Annotated in this window: 13 protein-coding genes; 3 read left to right on the top strand and 10 right to left on the bottom strand. The window is 65.5% G+C overall.

Annotation, left to right across the window (positions count from 1 at the left end; all coding sequences use genetic code 11):
- Positions 1-31 precede the first annotated feature (31 nt).
- Positions 32-6271 carry an Hpt domain-containing protein gene (locus tag H6935_12000; GenBank protein MCP5279067.1) on the top strand — a complete coding sequence of 2080 codons (6240 nt, stop codon included), beginning with the start codon at positions 32-34 and terminating at the stop codon, positions 6269-6271.
- Between the two features lie 13 nt (positions 6272-6284).
- Here the strand turns inward: H6935_12000 and H6935_12005 are convergent, their stop codons facing one another.
- The 10 genes from H6935_12005 to H6935_12050 form a co-directional block, all read right to left on the bottom strand.
- Positions 6285-7106 (bottom strand): undecaprenyl-diphosphate phosphatase, encoded by an 822-nt coding sequence (locus H6935_12005; GenBank protein MCP5279068.1) that lies wholly within the window; start codon positions 7104-7106, stop codon positions 6285-6287.
- 60 nt (positions 7107-7166) lie between these two features.
- On the bottom strand, positions 7167-7436 hold the full coding sequence (locus H6935_12010) for a YkgJ family cysteine cluster protein (protein MCP5279069.1): 270 nt from the start codon (positions 7434-7436) through the stop codon (positions 7167-7169).
- Positions 7437-7440: 4 nt separating this feature from the next.
- The gene (locus H6935_12015) at positions 7441-8775 is read right to left on the bottom strand and encodes a Fic family protein (protein MCP5279070.1); all 1335 of its coding nucleotides are present in this window, start codon (positions 8773-8775) and stop codon (positions 7441-7443) included.
- Positions 8776-8881: 106 nt separating this feature from the next.
- A complete protein-coding gene (locus tag H6935_12020) occupies positions 8882-12016 on the bottom strand; it encodes an efflux RND transporter permease subunit (protein MCP5279071.1) in 3135 nt (1044 codons plus the stop codon).
- 10 nt (positions 12017-12026) lie between these two features.
- Positions 12027-13571: an efflux RND transporter periplasmic adaptor subunit gene (locus H6935_12025; protein ID MCP5279072.1), complete on the bottom strand. Its 1545-nt coding sequence runs from the start codon at positions 13569-13571 to the stop codon at positions 12027-12029.
- A gap of 10 nt (positions 13572-13581) precedes the next feature.
- The gene (locus tag H6935_12030) at positions 13582-14832 is read right to left on the bottom strand and encodes a TolC family protein (GenBank protein ID MCP5279073.1); all 1251 of its coding nucleotides are present in this window, start codon (positions 14830-14832) and stop codon (positions 13582-13584) included.
- Between the two features lie 60 nt (positions 14833-14892).
- Positions 14893-15216, bottom strand: coding sequence for a hypothetical protein (locus tag H6935_12035; GenBank protein MCP5279074.1), 324 nt, complete (start codon positions 15214-15216; stop codon positions 14893-14895).
- An 11-nt stretch (positions 15217-15227) separates the two neighbouring features.
- The gene (locus H6935_12040) at positions 15228-15860 is read right to left on the bottom strand and encodes a response regulator transcription factor (GenBank protein ID MCP5279075.1); all 633 of its coding nucleotides are present in this window, start codon (positions 15858-15860) and stop codon (positions 15228-15230) included.
- A 60-nt stretch (positions 15861-15920) separates the two neighbouring features.
- Positions 15921-16478, bottom strand: a complete 558-nt coding sequence (greB, locus tag H6935_12045) for a transcription elongation factor GreB (GenBank protein ID MCP5279076.1) — start codon at positions 16476-16478, stop codon at positions 15921-15923.
- Positions 16478-17173: a VacJ family lipoprotein gene (locus H6935_12050; GenBank protein MCP5279077.1), complete on the bottom strand. Its 696-nt coding sequence runs from the start codon at positions 17171-17173 to the stop codon at positions 16478-16480. The genes greB and H6935_12050 overlap by 1 nt, the downstream gene beginning before the upstream one ends.
- 199 nt (positions 17174-17372) lie before the next feature.
- Here H6935_12050 and H6935_12055 point away from each other — a divergent pair, with 199 nt between their 5' ends.
- Positions 17373-17657, top strand: a complete 285-nt coding sequence (locus tag H6935_12055) for a hypothetical protein (GenBank protein ID MCP5279078.1) — start codon at positions 17373-17375, stop codon at positions 17655-17657.
- 13 nt (positions 17658-17670) lie between these two features.
- Positions 17671-17922 (top strand): hypothetical protein, encoded by a 252-nt coding sequence (locus H6935_12060; protein MCP5279079.1) that lies wholly within the window; start codon positions 17671-17673, stop codon positions 17920-17922.
- Positions 17923-17945: the final 23 nt, after the last annotated feature.

Here is a 17945-nt window from a genome sequence, read left to right on the forward strand (position 1 = left end):
GAACGGAATCCATCCACATGGGGAATCAGCAATGAACATGCAGCTGGATGACTTCGACATCGGCCCCCTGACCTGGGTGAAGCCGGAGTTGGACAACGCCCTCCTGGCGGCCCTGGAGGCCCTGGGCGGGTGGAATGGCGAGGACACCAATCCTCTCAAGGCCGCCGCCGCCCATTTGCACCAGGTCTACGGCGCCCTGCAGATCGTGGACCTGCGCGGAGTTTCCTTGCTCACCGCGGCCACGGAGCAATTGCTGGAGGAGATGACCAAGCAGCCGCCCTTGCGTACCCAGGCTTCCCTGGACGCGGCCCTGGCGGGCATCGATGGCATCAAGGGCTATCTGGACGGGCTCATGGCGGGCGCACCCCCCGCCGAAATCAAGCTGACGCCTGTCTATCGGGCTGTGGTGTCGCAACGGGGCGGAGACGCGCCGCCTCCAAGCGAGCTGTTTTTCCCCAATACCGATGCAAGACCGCCCAAACGGGCCGCCGAACCCTTGCTGGACGATACGGCCCGGGCCTCTACCCTCCGCGCAGTGCGGGCCAGCTACCAGCGTGGCCTGCTGCAGCTGTTGCAGAACAAGGACCCCCTGGCTGGTCTGAACGCAATGGAGCTGGCGGTGCGCAAGGTGGAGGAACTGGCGCCCGGGGCGACCCAATACGGTTTCTGGTGGTCCGCGGTGGGTCTCATCGATGCCATGCGTCGGGAAGCCGTGCCCGCGGATATTTGGCTCAAGCGCCTGTGTGGGCGCATCGATCTGCAGATGCGCCGTCTGATGGAAGGTTCCCGCCAGTTGGCGGAGCGCCTTTTCAACGACGTGCTCTACTACGTGGCCCAGGATCCGGTGCCCAGCGGCCGCACGGCCGAGGTGAACGACCTCTATCAGCTGCGCCGCTATTTCCCGTCCATCTCCTCCGGGCTGCCGGAAGAGATGTTGCCATTCATCGCCAGCCTCAAGGACAACCTGAACAGCGCCAAGGACCACTGGATACGATACTGCGGCGGCCGGGCGGACAGCCTTGAAGCCTTCCAGGATTCGGCCACCGGCCTGTTCGAAGCGGCGGTGCGCCTGCCGAACCAGGCCATGAAGGACCTGACCCGCATTGTCCAGGCCGTGGCCAAGCGCATGCCCGGGGTGGGTGATGCCAGCCACAACGAAGCCCTGCAGGTGGAGATGGCCACCGCCCTGCTGCTGGGCCTGAACGCGGCAGACCATTTCGAGTCCCTGGGAGAGGAGTTCAAACTCCAGGCCGAAGCCCAGGCCATGCGGGTCCAGGCGGCCATCGACCCCACCTTCAAGACCGAGAACATCCCTCATGTGGACCTGCTGGACGAGTTCTCCAAGGCGGCCCAGGAAAAGTTGTTGCTGGCCCAGGTCAACCACGAGATCCAGGCCAACCTGCACCTGGTGGAAGAGATACTGGACAAGTTCTTCCGCAACGAGCAGGAACGGGGTGCGCTGCCCAAGGTGCCAGTCCTCCTCAAGCAGATCCAGGGCGCTCTCAACATCCTGCAACTGGACGTGGCCAGCGCCCTGGTGGCGGAGGCCATCACCCGCATCGGCCACTTCGACGAGATGGACGTTCAGGTTCCGCCCGCGAACCTGAACTGGGTGGCCGAGGCCCTCTCCACCCTGGGTCTCTACGTGGATGCCTTGCGCTACGGCCGGAATGATCCCGCGGAAATGAAGCGGCTCCTGGCCACGCCCGAGGCCAAGCCCCAGCCCAAGGAACTCTCGGTGGAGGCCCAGGCCCGTGCCGAGACCCAGCGCTTGGCGGAGGCCGTGAACCAGTGGCTGGCCGTAGGCGGAAGCGAGGCAGCCAAGTCCCAGCTCAAGGCAGACCTGGCCGCCCTGATGCGGGACGCGGAACTGGTGGGGGACGGCAACCTGCGTGACCAGGCCGAGAGCCTCAGGCAGGCCCTGGAAGGCACAGCGGAGCAGGCTGGCGCGGCCGCAGCCGCCATGGCCAAGGCCAAGGTGGCTCCCAGCGCCGAAATCCAGCGCCTGGCACAGGCCTCCAGCGACGTGGTGGACCGGGAACTGATGGAGACCTACATCGAGGAGGCCAACGAGGTGCTGTCCACCATCGCCGTGCAGGTCTCGCGTCTCCATGTCAGCCCCTACGACCACGAGGCCTTCGCCGTGGTCAGGCGCGGATTCCACACACTCAAGGGCAGTGGCCGCATGGTGGGGCTCACCGACCTGGCGGAACCCGCCTGGGAAGTGGAACAGACCCTGAATCTCTGGCTGCGCGACGAGCGCACGCCCACCCCGGGCCTGCTGGCCTTTCTGGAAGAGGCCGGCAACGCATTCCAGGTCTGGGTGATGGAACTGGAAGAGCAAGGACAGGCCCAGGTGGAGTCCGGCCACCTGGTGGAGCATGCCAGGCTCCTTCGTGGAGAGGGTGTGCCGCAAGCCCCGGATATCGAGGCAGACCCACCCCCAAAGCCTGATGCCGGCGCGCCGGCGGATTCTTCCGCGGCCGCCGGCGAGCGCGAAATCCCCAGGAGTGAAGCCATGGTCGAGCAGGACGTGGACCTGGACGGGCATGTGCTGCCCGCCGAACTTTTCGAGATATACACCGAAGAAGCTGCCCAACGGCTCCAGGACATGGCCATCGCCCTGGCAGAGATGTCCCGGGCACCTCGCCCCGCCCCCTGGGAGGCTTTCATCCGGGGTGCCCATACCCTGGCGGGTATCTCCCGCACCACGGGCCTGACGCCCCTGGCCGAGGCGGCCCATGCGGTGGAAATCTGGAGTGGCGGCTGGCCGGACAAGACCCGGGTGCTGCCGCCGGAAGTGGTGGCTGGCCTTGAAAATGTGCTGAATGAACTCTCGGGCGCTTACGAGCAAGTCCGTGCACGGCATTTTCCCTCCTCCCTGGCCCACGTGGAGCAGATGTTGGCGGAATTGCAGGCCCCTGCCGCCGTGCGTTCAACTCAGACTGGGCCTGCCGCAGAGGAAGCCCCGGTGGAGGTGCCTGTCGCACCTTCCCCCATGCCTGTCCCAGACATGCCCGAGGTATCTTCAGTCCGGGACGAACTGGACGAACAACTACTACCGGTCTTCCTGGAAGAGGCGGAAGAGTTGCTGCCCCGCATAGGCGAGGCCCTCCGCCATTGGCGTGCCCAGCCGGACGATGAAGGATTGGCGGACGATCTGAAGCGCGTGCTGCACACCCTCAAGGGTTCGGCCCGCATGGCCGGCGTCATGAGCCTGGGAGAGCGGGTCCACGGCATGGAAACCCAAGTCATGGAACAGTCGGGCGACGGCCCCCTGGACGGCTTGCTGGATTCTCTGGAAGAGGTGTTCGACCAGGTCTATGACATGGTGGAGCGCCTCAAGTCCGGCCTGGAGGCGTGGACTGCCGAGGCTGTTCCAGTTCCCCGGGGTTCTGGGGATGCGGACGTGCCTGGCCCGCTATCGCGGGAGGTCGAACCCGAGGAAACGGAATCGGCAGGGGAAGAAGCGGCCATTCAGGTTTCACCTCCACTGCCCGCGCCCGAGCCACCGCCCCCGTTGCGGGATGAAATCGAAGCCCAGTTGCTGCCCATCTTTCTTGAAGAGGCTGACGAGCTGCTGCCGCGCATCGGTGAGGCCCTGCGCCACTGGCGCGCCCAGCCGGTGGGCGGCGCAGCCGGCGATGACCTCAAGCGCGTCCTGCACACGCTCAAGGGCTCGGCCCGCATGGCCGGGGCCATGCGCCTGGGCGAGCAGGTGCACGGCATGGAAAGCCGGGTCATGGAGCATGCGGACGGGATAGCCACGTCCACCTACCTGGACGGCCTGGAAGGGGAATACGACCAGATCTACGACATGGTGGAGCACCTGCGGGGCGGTCCCCAGTTGCCGGAGTCTGGTGAGCCCTTGGTACACCACGCCTGGCAGGCCGAGGCGCGGGCCATGACCCCGGAGGCCATCGCCGCCCAGGAGGCGGAGATGGCGCGGGAGGTCAGGGCGGTGCTGGACCATATGCCGCCTGTTTCCACGGCGGCCAAGGCGCCGGTGGCCGAGGAATTGCCTCCTGCCCGGGACGAGATCGACGAGCAATTGCTGCCGGTCTTCCTGGAAGAGGCCGACGAACTTCTGCCTCGAATAGGGGAGGCACTGCGCGACTGGCGGGCCCAGCCGGATAGTGCCGGCGCGGGGGATGCCCTCAAGCGGGTGTTGCACACCCTCAAGGGCTCAGCCCGCATGGCTGGTGCCATGACTCTCGGCGAGAAGATCCACGGCATGGAAACCCAGGTCCTGGGAGCGTCGGGTGGGACCGTCGAGGCCGCACTGCTTGATCACCTGGAAGGAGCGTACGACCAGATCCACGATGTGGTGGAGGGCCTCAGGACGGGCACGGCGGTAACACCTGCGGTATCCACCGCGCCCCAGGCGGAAGCCCAGCGGGCCGCCCCCGTCCCAACCCCCGCAGCCCAGCCTGCCCCGGCTGCCGCTAAGGCCAGCCTGGAGGAGGACCTGCGCCTGCGCCAGGCCCTGCGCCTGAAGTCCGACGTGCTGGACACCCTGCTCAACGAGGCGGGGGAAGTGGCCATCGCCCGGGCGCGGATCGAGAACGTGCTGAAGGGCTACCGGCAGACGGCCCAGGAGCTGGCCGCCAACGTGGAGCGCCTGCGCGCCCAGTTGCGGGAACTGGAGATCCAGGCCGAGACCCAGATGCATTCCCGCCTGTCCCAGATGGAGGCCAACCAGTTCGATCCCCTGGAGTTCGACCGTTTTTCCCGTCTCCAGGAACTGACCCGGCAACTGGCGGAAAGCGTGAACGACGTATCCACCGCCCAGGACAACCTGCTGGCGGGCCTGAACGAGGCGGATACCGCCCTCATCCAGCAGGGGCGCATGGCCCGCACCCTGCAGCAGGAACTCATGCACATGCGCATGGTGCCCCTGAATACCCTGGGTGAACGGCTTTACCGCATCGTGCGCCAGTCGGCCAAGGAAACCGGCCGCCGGGCCCAGCTGGAATTGGAGGGTGGCCAGACCGAGCTGGACCGGGTGGTGCTGGACAAGATCGCCGCTCCCCTGGAGCACCTGGTGCGCAACGCCGTTGCCCACGGTGTGGAGCCCCCCTCGGTGCGTGCGGCCGCAGGCAAGCAGGACTACGGCGAAATCCGCCTGGCTGCGCGCCAGGAGGGTAACGAGATCGTGCTCACCCTGTCCGACGACGGCGGCGGGGTGAACGCGGAGGCGGTGCGTGCACGGGCCGTGGAGCACGGCTGGCTGGCCCAGGACCAGGCCATCACGCCGGACCAGGTGGAGGCATTCCTGTTCCGTTCCGGCTTCTCCACTGCCCAGGTGGTGACTGAACTGGCCGGTCGGGGCGTGGGCCTGGACGTGGTAAAGAACGAGATCGCCGGCATCGGCGGCCGGGTGCGCATGGAAAGCACGCCCGGCCAGGGCACCCGCTTCACCATCCGCCTGCCGCTGACCCTGGCCCTGACCCAGGTGGTGCTGGCTGGGGCCGGCGACCAGACCTGGGCCCTGCCCGCCAACCTGGTCACCATGGTGAAGGAGGTGAAGGCGGACGAAGTGCACAGACTGCACGAGCGGGGTTACCTTGAGCTGGATGCCGAGCTCTACCCCCTGCGCACCCTGGCGGAACTGGTGGAGCGCAAGCCTCAGCCCGGGGAGGGCAAGACACGCACGGTGCTGCTGCTCAAGGCGGGCGAATCCCGCCTGGCCCTGCGCATCGATGCCCTGGAAGGCAACCTGGAAGCCGTGGTGAAGCCCATCGGGCCCCAACTGGCCCGGATTTCCGGCATCAGCGGCGCCACGGTGCTGGGCGACGGCCGCGTGGCCCTCATTCTGAACCCCTTCCTCCTGGCCGAGCGGGCCCCCCAGCTCACCGTGGAAGAGGAAGAGGCCGAAGGCGAGCAGGGCCCCCTGGTCATGGTGGTGGACGACTCCCTCACCGTGCGCAAGATCACCAGCCGCTTGCTGCTGCGGGAAGGCTACCGGGTCATCACCGCCAAGGACGGCGTGGAGGCCATGGAACTGCTGGAACACGAGTTGCCGGCGGTCATGCTGCTGGACATCGAGATGCCACGCATGGATGGCTTCGAGGTGACCCAGAGCGTTCGTGGCAATCCCCGGCTGGCCGGTTTGCCCATCATCATGATCACGTCCCGCACCGCGGAAAAGCACCGGGCCCACGCCCAGGAGCTGGGCGTGAATACCTATCTGGGCAAGCCGTTCCAGGAGGATGAACTGCTGGCGGAGATCGCAAGCCTGGCGGGTTCTGGAGTGATGAGCGAGGCCTGAAACAGGGGCTGGATCATACGGTCCAATCCACCCAGCCGTTGTAGGCGGACAATAGCACCACGACGCCGAATACGATGCGATACCACGCGAAGCCGACGAAGGTGTGATTGGAGACGAAGCCCAGGAAGGCCTTTACTGCCACCATGGCGGCAAGGAAGGAGGCCACGAAGCCTACCGCGAATACCGGCAGGTCTCCCATGTCCAGCAGGGACCAGTTTTTATAGAGGTCGTATACCGTGGCGGCCAGCATGGTGGGAATGGCCAGGAAAAATGAAAATTCCGTGGCTGCCTTGCGGGACAGGCCAAACACCAGCCCTCCCATGATGGTGGCACCGGCCCGGGAGACGCCCGGGAACATGGCCATGGCCTGGGCAAACCCCACCTTCAGCGCCACTTTCCAGTCCATCTCGTCCACGCTTTGCAGGCGCGGGTGATAGGCCCGTTTCTCGATAAAGAGGATCACCAGACCGCCGACGATGAGGGCCCCCGCCACGGTCAGTGGGTTGAACAGATAGGCCTTGATGGTGCTGTGGAACATCACTCCCAGCACCGCCGCGGGCATGAAGGCCACCAGAAGGTGGCCGACGAATCGGCGCTGCACCGGGTCGCTCTTCAGTCCGGTGGCCACCTGTTCGATACGCGCCCGGTAGTCCCAGCACACCGCCAGGATGGCGGCCAGCTGGATGACGATCTTGAATACCTTGCTGCGCTCATCGGTGAAATCCAGCAGGCTGCCGACGATGATCAGGTGGCCGGTGCTGGAGATGGGCAGGAATTCGGTGAGGCCCTCGACGATGCCGAGTATGAGGGCCTTGAACAGCAGCATGGAATCCACGGGAAGATCTCAGGGAAATGGGGGCCGGGGGATTCTAACAGCGGCCCGCGAGAGGGTTTGTTAAGGCCTGGTTCGCAGCTCCAGGTTTGCCAGCCAGGCCAGGGCAGCTTCCCGGTTGTCGCCGCACATCTCCTCGGAAGCTTGCAGGCCGACGCAGAAGGCGGGTCGCTCCGGCCTGCCGAATACCCTGCACCGATTTTCGGCATCCAGGTTCACGCAGCGCATCCCTGCGGGTTTGCCGTCAGGCATGCCGGGCAGGGGGCTGGTGATGGAGGGGGCGATGCAGCAGGCGCCGCAACCGGGACGGCAATCGGACCTTGAGGTTTCCATGGGATTATTTTTTCAGCTTGCGGTGAAGATCGTCCGGCACGGTGAATACCCAGCGGTTCCCCTGTTTGGATTCATGGAGCAGGCCCATGTCCACGAGGGCCAGCAAATCGCTGCGCGCTGTCGCGTAGGCAATGGCGTGGGAGGCGCGGTGGCTTTCCACCGTATAGATCGCGTCTTCATGTTTCAGCGCATGTCCCAGCAGGGCGATCTGGCGATGGTTGCAGCGCGCGCGCAATTCCACGCTGCGCAGCAGTTTCTCCGTGGCACGCAGCTCATGGGATTTTTCCGCGAGATAGGTTTTCAGCGCATCGATGGCCTGATGGATGACGTCCAGCTGGTGCAGCAGGAAATAGGTGGTGTCGGCCCCGTCCGTCTCGGTGTGCAGGTAGGCGCGCGCGTACTGGCCGGGGGCCTGGCGCAGGATGTTGGAAATGGACAGGTATTCCATGAGCCAGTAGCCCTGCCGTGACATGGCCCAGTAGAACAGGGCCCGGGCCGTGCGTCCGTTGCCGTCCACGAAGGGGTGGTCGTAGCCCAGCATGAAATGCAGCAGGATGGCGCGCACCACCGGGTGAATGTAGGGCACGTCCTTCTCTGTGCCATTGGCGAAGGCGCAGAGCTTCTCCAGGCGTTCGGGCAAGTGGACGGCGGAGGGCGGGATATGCAACGTCTGGCCGTCACGAGGGTCCACGACGTGGATGTCATCGGCCTGACGCAAGCGGCCTGCGTCAGCCGGGTCATCCAGGGTATCCAGGGTGAGCATCCGGTGTAGTTCCAATACCGCGGCGGGCGTTAGCGCCTGGTCCTGGATGGCGCGGATATGCCGCATGGCCTGGTAGTTGTTGAAGATCATGCGTTCGCTCGTCGTGCGCGGACGCCGCCCTGCCCGCAGCATGTCCTCCGCCACCCGGCGGGTGGTGGAAGCACCTTCCAACTGGCTGGAGGTGATGGCTTCCTCGATGAGGGAACTCACCAGATAACGGTCCCGGTCCTGGGGCGAGGCCACTGGGCCATCCATCAATATCTGGCCCGATGCATCACGGTCAATGAAATGCAGGGCCTGGATGACGGGCGCCGGCATGGTGTAGATGAAGGGTTGCCCATTCTTGTCCTTAAGCGGCAAAGGCTGGGCTTGTACTTGACGGGCTATTTTTATGGCCAACCACCATTGTTCATGGGTAATGCCATGAGGCGGTGTGCGATGGCGCAGTTCGTCCCAATGTAGGTAACGCCCTTCGGGAAGGGCGGGTTGTGGCTGCGCGTGCCAAGCCGACAAGGCCTCCGGCGAAAGTGACTCGAACAGCTTGTTCAGGGGTGGTGGGGCAAGTGGCAGCTTCATCTAACTATCAAAAAAATAGTAATTGATAGTTATTGATAGTACATGGCGGCCGGATTTCTATCAATTTGATATAAATTGATATGTTTTGATAGAGAAATCCCGTGGGTCATGAAGGTGCGAGTTTCCGCCCCCGCCACAGCAGGTACACCACCGGGATGACGAACATGGACAGCATGGGCGCGGTGACCATGCCCCCCACCATGGGCGCGGCGATGCGCTGCATGACCTCGCTGCCGGTACCCGTGCCCAGCATGATGGGCAGCAGGCCCGCCAGGATCACGGCCACGGTCATGGCCTTGGGCCGCACCCGCAGCACGGCGCCGTCGACGATGGCGTCCATGAGGTCGGCCCGGGTGTTGAAGCGTCCTGCCGCCTGGCGGGCCTTCACCGCCTGGTCCAGGTAGATGAGCATGATGACGCCGAATTCCGCCGCCACGCCGGCCAGGGCGATGAAGCCCACGGCCACGGCCACGGACATGTTGTAGCCCAGCAGGTAGAGCAGCCAGTAGCCGCCGATGAGGGCGAAGGGCAGGGTGGCCATGATGAGCAGGGGTTGCCACAGGTTGCGGAAGGTGAGGAACAGCAACAGGAAGATGATGCCCAGGGTGAGGGGTAGCACCAGCTTGAGCCGCGCTTCGGCCCGCTCCAGGTACTCGTACTGGCCGGACCAGGCGATGGAGTAGCCCGGGGGCAGGGTGACCTGTTCGATCACGGCCTTCTGGGCGTCCTGCACGTAGCTGCCCAGGTCCCGGTCCTTGATGTCCACGTAGATCCAGCCATTGGGGCGGGCGTTCTCGCTCTTCAGCATGGGGGGGCCGTCGCCGATGGACAGGCGCGCCACGGCGTTCAGGGGCACGCTGGCCCCCTGGGCGGTGAGCAGGGGCAGATTGCCCAGGGCCTCCACGCTGTCCCGCAATTCCCGGGGGAAGCGGATCTGCACGGGATAGCGCTCCAGGCCTTCCACGGTCTCCGCCACCGTGGCACCGCCCACGGCCACGCTGATGAGTTCCTGCACGTCGGCGATGTTGAGGCCGTAGCGGGCCGCCGCCTCCCGGTCGATGTCCACGTTCAGGTAACGGCCCGCCGCCACCCGCTCGGCGAAGGCGCTGGCGGTGCCGGGCACGGTCTTCAACGCCGTTTCAACCTCGGCGCCGATCTGCTCGATGACGGCCAGGTCCGGTCCGGCGATCTTCACCCCCACCGGGCTGCGGATGCCCGTGGCCAGCATGTCGATGCGGGTGCGGATGGGCTGCACCCACAGGTTGGCCAGGCCGGGAATGCGCACGTTGCGGTCCAGCTCCGCCATGATGCCCTGCAGGGTCATGCCCGGGCGCCATTCCGACGGGTCCTTGAGCTGGATGGTGGTCTCGATCATGGTCAGGGGCGCCGGGTCCGTGGCGGTGTCGGCGCGGCCGATCTTGCCGAACACGCTCTTCACCTCCGGCACGGTCCTGGTCATGCGGTCGGAAAGCTGGAGCAGTTCCGCCGCCTTGGAGGGCGACAGGCCCGGCAGGGTGGTGGGCATGGCCAGCAGGTCGCCTTCGTCCAGGGGCGGGATGAACTCCGAACCCACCTTGGAAAGTGGATACCAGGTGATGGCCAGCACCACCGCCGCCGCCAGCAGGTTCAGCTTGGGGAAGCGCAGGGCCATGCCGATGAGGGGTCGGTACAGGGCGATGAGGAAGCGGTTGAGGGGGTTCCTGTGCTCGTCCGGCACCTTGCCGCGGATGAAGAAACCCATGAGCACGGGGATCAGGGTCACGGACAGGCCGGCGGCGGCAGCCATGGCGTAGGTCTTGGTGAAGGCCAGGGGGGCGAACAGCCGGCCTTCCTGGGCCTCCAGGGTGAACACCGGCAGGAAGCTCACGGTGATGATGAGCAGGCTGAAGAACAGGGCCGGCCCCACCTCGGCGGCGGCCTCGGCGGAGAGACGGAAATAGTCCTGGCCCGTAGGCTTTTCATCAGGATGGGCGTGGCGCCAGGCCTCCAGGTGCTTGTGGGCGTTCTCGATCATGACGATGGCGGCGTCCACCATGGCGCCGATGGCGATGGCGATGCCCCCCAGGGACATGATGTTGGCGTTGATGCCCTGGTGGCGCATGACGATGAAGGCGATGAGCACCCCCAGGGGCAGGGAGACGATGGCCACGAAGGCGGAGCGCAGGTGGAACAGGAAGGCCGCGCACACCAGGGCCACGACGATGAATTCCTCCGCCAGCTTGTGGGTCAGGGTCTCCACCGAGCGCTTGATGAGGCCGGAGCGGTCGTAGGTGGGCACGATCTCCACCCCCTCGGGCAGGCTGGACTTCAGTTCCTCCAGCCGGGCCTTCACGGCGGCGATGGTGTCCAGGGCATTGGCGCCGGAACGCATGACGATGACGCCGCCCACCACTTCGCCTTCCCCGTCCAGCTCGGCGATGCCCCGGCGCATCTGGGGGCCGGTCTGGATGCGGGCCACGTCCCTGAGCAGGATGGGGGTACCATTGGGGCCCAGGCCCACGGGGATGGCCTGGAAGTCCGCCAGGGACTGGAGGTAGCCGCTGGCCCGCACCATGTATTCCGCCTCCCCCAGCTCCAGGATGGAGCCGCCGGCCTCCTGGTTGGCGCGGCGCACGGCGGCGACGATGCGGGCCAGGGGCACGTTGAGGGCCCGCATGCGCTCCGGGTCGATGAGGATCTGGTACTGCTTCACCATGCCGCCGATGGTGGCCACCTCCGCCACGTTGGGCAGGCCCTGGAGCTCGAACTTGAGGAACCAGTCCTGGAGCCCGCGCAGCTGGGCCAGGTCGTGCCTGCCGGTCCTGTCGGTGAGGGCGTATTCGTAGATCCAGCCCACCCCCGTGGCGTCCGGGCCGATGGCCGGCTTGGCCGCCGCCGGCAGCTTGCCGGCCGCCGTGTTCAGGTATTCCAGCACCCGGGAACGGGCCCAGTAGAGGTCGGTGCCGTCCTCGAACAGGATGTAGACGTAGGAATCCCCGAACATGGAATAGCCACGCACCACCCGGGCGCCGGGCACGGCCATCATGGTGGTGGCCAGGGGGTAGGTGACCTGGTCTTCCACCACCTGGGGCGCCTGGCCCGGGAAGGGCGTGCGGATGATGACCTGCACGTCGGACAGGTCGGGGATGGCGTCCAGGGGGGTCTTCAGCACGGAGACCACGCCCCAGGCCGTGGCCATGACCGTGGCCAGCAACACCAGCAGCCGGTTGGCCACGGACCAGTGGATGAGTTTGGCGATCATGATGGTCCCCTCAGTGGCCGCTGTGGTTGCTATGGCTGCCGTGGTCCATGGGCTTGGCGGCGGGCTGGTCTATTGCCTTGCCCGCCGATTTGCCCACATCCCTGAGGCGGATGGCCGTCACCGGGAAGCCACCGTCCTCCTTCACCATGTCGAACTCCACCTTGTCGCCGGCCTTCAGGCCTTGGAGGGCGGCCTTGTCCTTCACGTCGAATTCCATGGTCATGGAAGGCCAGTCCAGGCTGGGGATGGGGTCGTGCGCCATCTCCAGCTCGCCGGACTTGGCATCCACCTTGGTGATGACGCCGGTGCCCGTGTGGACGGCGCTGGAGAGGGGCTTGAGTTTCTCCAGGGCGCCCTTCAGGTTGGCCTCGGACTCGATGAGGAACTGGCCGGAGGTGACCACCTGCTCGCCGCCGGACAGGCCTTCCAGGATGGCGGTCCGGCCGTCACTGGACATGCCGGTCGTGACCTCCACGGGTTGAAACTTTCCTTCGCCCGCGGACACCAGGACGATGCTGCGCTTGCCCGTGGTGATGACCGCCTCGCTGGGCACCAGCACGGCGTCCTCGCCCTTGCCGCCATAGAGGGTGACCTGGGCGAACATGCCGGGCTTGAGCTTCAGCCCCTTGTTGGCCAGGACGATGCGCACCGGGTGGGTGCGGGTGGCGGTGTTCACCGTGGGATAGAGGTAGTCCACCGTGCCTTCGAAGACCTCCCCCGGCAGGCTTTCCACGCTGATCTCCACGCTCTTGCCGGGGGTGATCCAGGCGGCCTGGCTTTCCATGACCTCCGCCGTGACCCAGACCCGGGACAGGTCGGTGATCTCCAGGATGGGCATGCCGGCGGTGACCTGGGCGCCTTCGTGCACGGCGATCTTTGTGACGATGCCGCCGGTGGGGGCGTAGTAGTTCACCCGGCGCAGGGGCTTGCCGTTCTTCTCCAGATTGGCGATCTGGCCTTGGGACAGACCCAGGAAGGCGAGCTTCTGCTTCGCGGCGGCAATCCAGCCCGCATCCTCCGGGTGCTTCAGGGCCAGGAGGAATTCCTCCTGGGCCGTGTACAGGTCCGGGCTGTAGACCTCGGCGATGAGCTGGCCACGTTTCACCGGGTCGTTCAGGGTGTGGACGTGGAGGCCCTCGATCCAGCCGTTCACCCGGGCCTGGAGGAACTGGACCCGGTTGTCGTCGGCCCGCACGTAGCCCACGGTGTCGATGCGCCGCCACAGGCGGCCCCGCTCCGCCTGGGCGGTGCGGATGCCCAGGTTCTGCACCACCCGGGGGTCGATGCTGACCGTGCCGGCCTCGTCCTCGCCGGCGTACTTGGGTACCAGGTCCATGTCCATGAAGGGGGACTTGCCCGGCTTGTCGAAGTGCTGGTCCGGCACCATGGGGTCGTACCAGTAGAGGACCGCCTTTTCGCCCTGGGTGGCCGGCATGCCGTCCTGGGCCGTTTCCGTGGCCTTGGCGCCCTGATGCTTCAGGACGTACCAGGTGGCCCCCCCGCCCAGGGCCAGGCCGGCAATGAGGGCGGCGATCAGTTTCATGTTCGTGTTCATGGTGTTCTCCTCATTGCGCCGTGAAATAGCCGATCCGCACCTGGGCCCGGGCCCGGGCCACCTGCTGGGCCAACCATTGCAAACGGGCCTCGGTCTCGGCGCGGCGGGCCTCCAGGACGCGGGCGTAGCTGGCCCGGTCGCTGCCGTAGGCGGCCAGGGCGCTTTCCGCACGGCGGGCAGCCAGGGGCAGGATGTCCTGCTCGAAGCGCTTGATACGGGCGTCCGCCGCCTGCCAGTCGGCATAGGCGGCTTCCAGTTCGGCCTTCAGGGCCAGGTGCCGGTCGGCACGCATCTGCGCGGCCCGTTCCACGCTGGCGAGGCGGGCGGCCAGGCGCTTGTCCTGGCGGTTCTTGGGGAACAGGGGCAGGTCCACGCCCACCACCACGGAGACGAAATCCGGCCGGTCGCCGCCCCGCAGGCCGTAGCTCAGGTCCACGGACCAGTCGGGCTTGTAGCCCTCCCGGGCCAGGTTGACGTCGGCCTGGGCCACGCTGACGGCCTCGTTGAGGACGGTGAGTTCCGGGTGTTGCTCCAGTTGCTCGATGACCGTGGTCAAAGGGGGAGGTGGGCTGGCTGGCGGCAGGGCCTCCAGGGGCCTCGCCGCGTCACGGCCTACCCAGCGGGCCAGTCCGGCCTGGGCCTTGGCCTGCTGCCTTTGCAGTTCCGAGAGGCGGTCCCGGGTGGTTTCCAGCATGCCCCGCAGGGCCAGGGTTTCCTCCTGGGTGAGCTTGCCGGTCTTGTAGGCCACCTCGCTCCATTCCACCTGGCGCTGGTACTCGGCCTCCACCTGTTTCACCAGGCCCTGGGCCACGCTGGGAAAGTACACATCCAGCCAGGCCACCTGGGCGTCCCGGGCGATGCGCCGGGCAGTGGCGGACAGGGCCTGGTTGCCCTGGGCCGCTTCCCGTTCCACCCGGGCTGTGGACAGCCGGCGCTTGTCGCCGCCGGGGATGAGCTGGCTGACGCCGATGACGGCCTGGGTCATGGGTTCCTGGGCGAAGTCGAAGGTGTCCAGGGGCAGGCTCACCACGCCCACACGCAGCTTGGGGTCGGGCAGTTCACCCGCCGCCGGCGCGCTCTCGTTCAGGGCGGATACGGCCGCCTCCTGGGCCAGCAGCTGGGGCTGCTGCCGGACGGCCAGGGCAGCGGCCTCATCCAGGCCGAGATGGGAGGTGTCCGCCAGGCTGGCGCCGGACAGGGCGGAAAGCCCAATGAGGGCGATCCGAGGCAGCACGCCTCGGCAATGGAAATGACGGTTCATGGAACGCTCCGCGCAATGTGGCTGCCAGGCAGCCGGAATGACCCAGAAAGAACGAGTGGGTCAGGCGCGCGGAGGGGGGGTGTCTGGGACGACGGACTGCTGGAGGGTGAGTTGCCGCACGGTCTGGGGATGGTCCGACGGCATGATGGGGTGGGCAACGACAGGCAATTCCGCCGGCAGGGCGGTGGCCATGGCGCAGTGGCAATGGGCAGCACCACAGCACTTGTCGGCGGACTGCTGGGAATCCTGGCTGGGTGCGTGGCAGGGCGGCACGTCTTCCTGGGGGGCGCTCATGGCCGCCATGTCCAGGGCGTTGGCCACGGGGGTGAACCCCAGGCCGAATGCCAGGACGCAGCGAAACAGGATGGCCAGGAATGTTTGCATGGACGCGCAGGTCAGATCCGCTTGGTCTTCTTCAAGTGTTGCAGCACCAGGGTTGCGACCTGTACCCGGTTGTGGAAGTTCAGTTTCTGCATGATGTTGGCCAGGTGGTTGCGCACTGTGTTGTCGGACAGGTTGAGCTTGGCGCCGATAACCTTGTTGCTGTAGCCCTGGGCCACGTATTCCGCGATTTCCAACTCACGCACCGAAAGCTTGGCCAGGGGGTCCTCGCCGGTGCTGCGGGTGAGTTTCTGCACCACCTGGGGCGGGAAGGCACCGGCGTCCTGGAGCACGATGCCAATGGCATGGGTGATCTGTTCGGTGTCGGAGGACTTGAGCAGGTAGCCGTCCACACCGGCGTCGATGGCGGCGCGAATCTCCTCGTCCCCGTCTTCCACGGTAAGGATGATGACCTTCATGCCGGCCGCCTTCAGTTCGGGCATGACTTCCAGACCGTCGCCGTCAGGCAGGCTACGGTCCAGGATGGCCACGTCCGCCTTGCCACCGGCCGTCAGCCACGTGCGGGTGGAGGCCAGATTTTCGCATTCGCCAGCCACGATAAAGCCTTCTTCGTTTTCGATGGAACGGCGCACGCCCAGGCGCAGGAGGGGGTGGTCATCCACCAGCAGCACACGGATGGCGGTCATGGTCAGGCGGTCTCCTCTAGTATTTTTGGCATATTAACGGAAGGCGCCGATTCTTGGGCCTTATTCCAGGTCGGCGTAATCGATGGCGACGATTTCCAATTCCCTGGTGCCGCCAGGGGCCTGGAAGCGGACCGTGTCGCCCAGGCGGGATTTGGTCAGGGCCCGTGCCAGGGGCGAGATCCAGGAGATGCGGCCTCGGCCGGGGTCGGCTTCGTCCATGCCCACGATGCTGTAGGAGGCCTCGATGCCCTCTGCGTCAATGATGGTGACGGTGGCGCCAAAGAATACGCGGTCCGTGTTCTCCTGCTGGCGGGGGTCCACCACCACACTGTTTTCCAGGCGCTTGGTGAGGAAGCGGATGCGCCGGTCGATTTCCCGCAGGCGCTTCTTGCCGTAGATGTAGTCGCCGTTTTCGGAGCGGTCGCCGTTGCCCGCTGCCCAGGACACGACGTTGACCACCTCGGGACGTTCCGTCTTGACCAGGTGAAGCAGTTCCGCGTGCATGCGGGCATGACCCCCGGGGGTCATGTAGTTTTTTGTGCCCGCGGGAAGCGGGGGCATGCCCGCCTCTTCGTCATCTTCCTCCGGGGTATCTTCCCGAATGAAGGCCTTGTTCATCAATATTTATCTTCGGGGGGCTTGCCGTCGTGGACCAGGCTCCTGCGGCGCTCCAGGTAGAAGTCACGCATGAATTCGTAGCCGTCCAGAGCGGCTCTGTCCACGGCGTCCTTGGCCTCCAACAAGTCGGTGCGGCGACTCACGACACGCAGGGCCAGGGCGGGGTTGCGGGTGGGTACGTGATTATGGAGTCGGACCAGGTCTGTGTACTCCGTGTCCAACACATAGCCCACGGTGTCGCGGAAGTCGCTGGGGCCTATGAAAGGCAATACCAGGTAGGGACCAGTGCCGATGCCCCATCGACCCAGGGTCTGGCCGAAGTCTTCTTCGTGCTTGCGCAGCCCCATTTCCGAGGCGACGTCCAGTAGGCCAAAGAAGCCCAGGGTGCTGTTGAAGGCAATGCGCAGGAAGTCGGAAGCGCCCTGTTCCAGTTTCAGTTGGAGTATGTCGTTGGCCAGGACTGTGACATCGTTCAGGTTGGAGAAGAAGTTCCTTACGCCAGTTTTTACGGGGCCTGGCATCACAACGTCATAGCCCTGGGCCACGGGCTTGATCACCGCCTTGTCGACGGTTTCGTTGAAACTGTGTATGCCACGGTTCATGGGCTCCAGCGGATCGTTGGGGTCACCATGGGTAGCGCAGCCATTCAGGCCCAGGGCCAAGGCTGCGGCGAGTAGTGTGAATTGTTGTTTCATGATGCCATGGACAAGGGGTCGGTTTTTTATTATCGGCTGTCTGCTAGTTTACTTGAGTCTGGGCTTGTTGATACCTATGGGGAGTGGGGTGCTCCTGTTGTTCAAGCTTGGAAATTGGCTGCCCTTGGTGAGCTTGTGGTTGCTGATGCCAGGTTTGGCGCAGACAATGGTCCCATGTGTATATATGCAAGGACTGGTCATGAGCGACATGGATTTGAGCAAGGAACAGCAAATCATGCGGGCAATGCGCAAGACGCTGACTTCCATCGTGCGGGATACGGCCCCCAGGGACGGAAATCCCAGTCCCCTTTCCCCGGATACCGTGGAAAACATCCGCATGTGCCTGGGATTAATCTCGGCCCGTGAAGCGGAACTGGCCGAGGCGCTTGGGCTTTCCCGGAACGAGCGTCCCCACTACACGGATGAAACACCCAGTTCCCAGCCGATCCAGTTCAACCCGTCCTCGGGAACAAAGCTGAACTGAGGATTGTGCCGCCATGGCGGAAGCCATCGCCAGCTTGATCTCGGATACCGAGTCCACCGTTGTCCGGACAAGGCATGTGGTGATCTATGCGCCCAAGCGAGGGCGCAAGCGTTTCCCGGAAGGGTGCGTGACCGTGCATGCCAGTGAAGAAGAGGCACGCGCTGCAGCCAGGCCCCATGATGGTTATTGTGCGGCCGTGGCCTCGGGGCCTTCCCGTTCTTCCGAGGGCTACAAGCTCTATTACCTGGTGCGTTGGCTGGACTGAGACTGTGGGTTGCGGCCAAGAGA

Origin of the sequence: Thiobacillus sp. (genome assembly GCA_024235835.1) — a bacterium.
Classification (GTDB): Bacteria; Pseudomonadota; Gammaproteobacteria; order Burkholderiales; family Thiobacillaceae; genus PFJX01.

Bases quoted from the DNA above. Each gene is read 5' to 3' on its own strand.
- H6935_12000 (MCP5279067.1), top strand. From the start codon at position 32: ATGAACATGCAGCTGGATGACTTCGACATCGGCCCCCTGACCTGGGTG.
- H6935_12010 (MCP5279069.1), bottom strand. From the start codon at position 7,436: ATGGAAACCTCAAGGTCCGATTGCCGTCCCGGTTGCGGCGCCTGCTGC.
- H6935_12015 (MCP5279070.1), bottom strand. From the start codon at position 8,775: ATGAAGCTGCCACTTGCCCCACCACCCCTGAACAAGCTGTTCGAGTCA.
- H6935_12020 (MCP5279071.1), bottom strand. From the start codon at position 12,016: ATGATCGCCAAACTCATCCACTGGTCCGTGGCCAACCGGCTGCTGGTG.
- H6935_12025 (MCP5279072.1), bottom strand. From the start codon at position 13,571: ATGAACACGAACATGAAACTGATCGCCGCCCTCATTGCCGGCCTGGCC.
- H6935_12030 (MCP5279073.1), bottom strand. From the start codon at position 14,832: ATGAACCGTCATTTCCATTGCCGAGGCGTGCTGCCTCGGATCGCCCTC.
- H6935_12035 (MCP5279074.1), bottom strand. From the start codon at position 15,216: ATGCAAACATTCCTGGCCATCCTGTTTCGCTGCGTCCTGGCATTCGGC.
- H6935_12040 (MCP5279075.1), bottom strand. From the start codon at position 15,860: ATGACCGCCATCCGTGTGCTGCTGGTGGATGACCACCCCCTCCTGCGC.
- greB (MCP5279076.1), bottom strand. From the start codon at position 16,478: ATGAACAAGGCCTTCATTCGGGAAGATACCCCGGAGGAAGATGACGAA.
- H6935_12050 (MCP5279077.1), bottom strand. From the start codon at position 17,173: ATGAAACAACAATTCACACTACTCGCCGCAGCCTTGGCCCTGGGCCTG.
- H6935_12055 (MCP5279078.1), top strand. From the start codon at position 17,373: ATGAGCGACATGGATTTGAGCAAGGAACAGCAAATCATGCGGGCAATG.
- H6935_12060 (MCP5279079.1), top strand. From the start codon at position 17,671: ATGGCGGAAGCCATCGCCAGCTTGATCTCGGATACCGAGTCCACCGTT.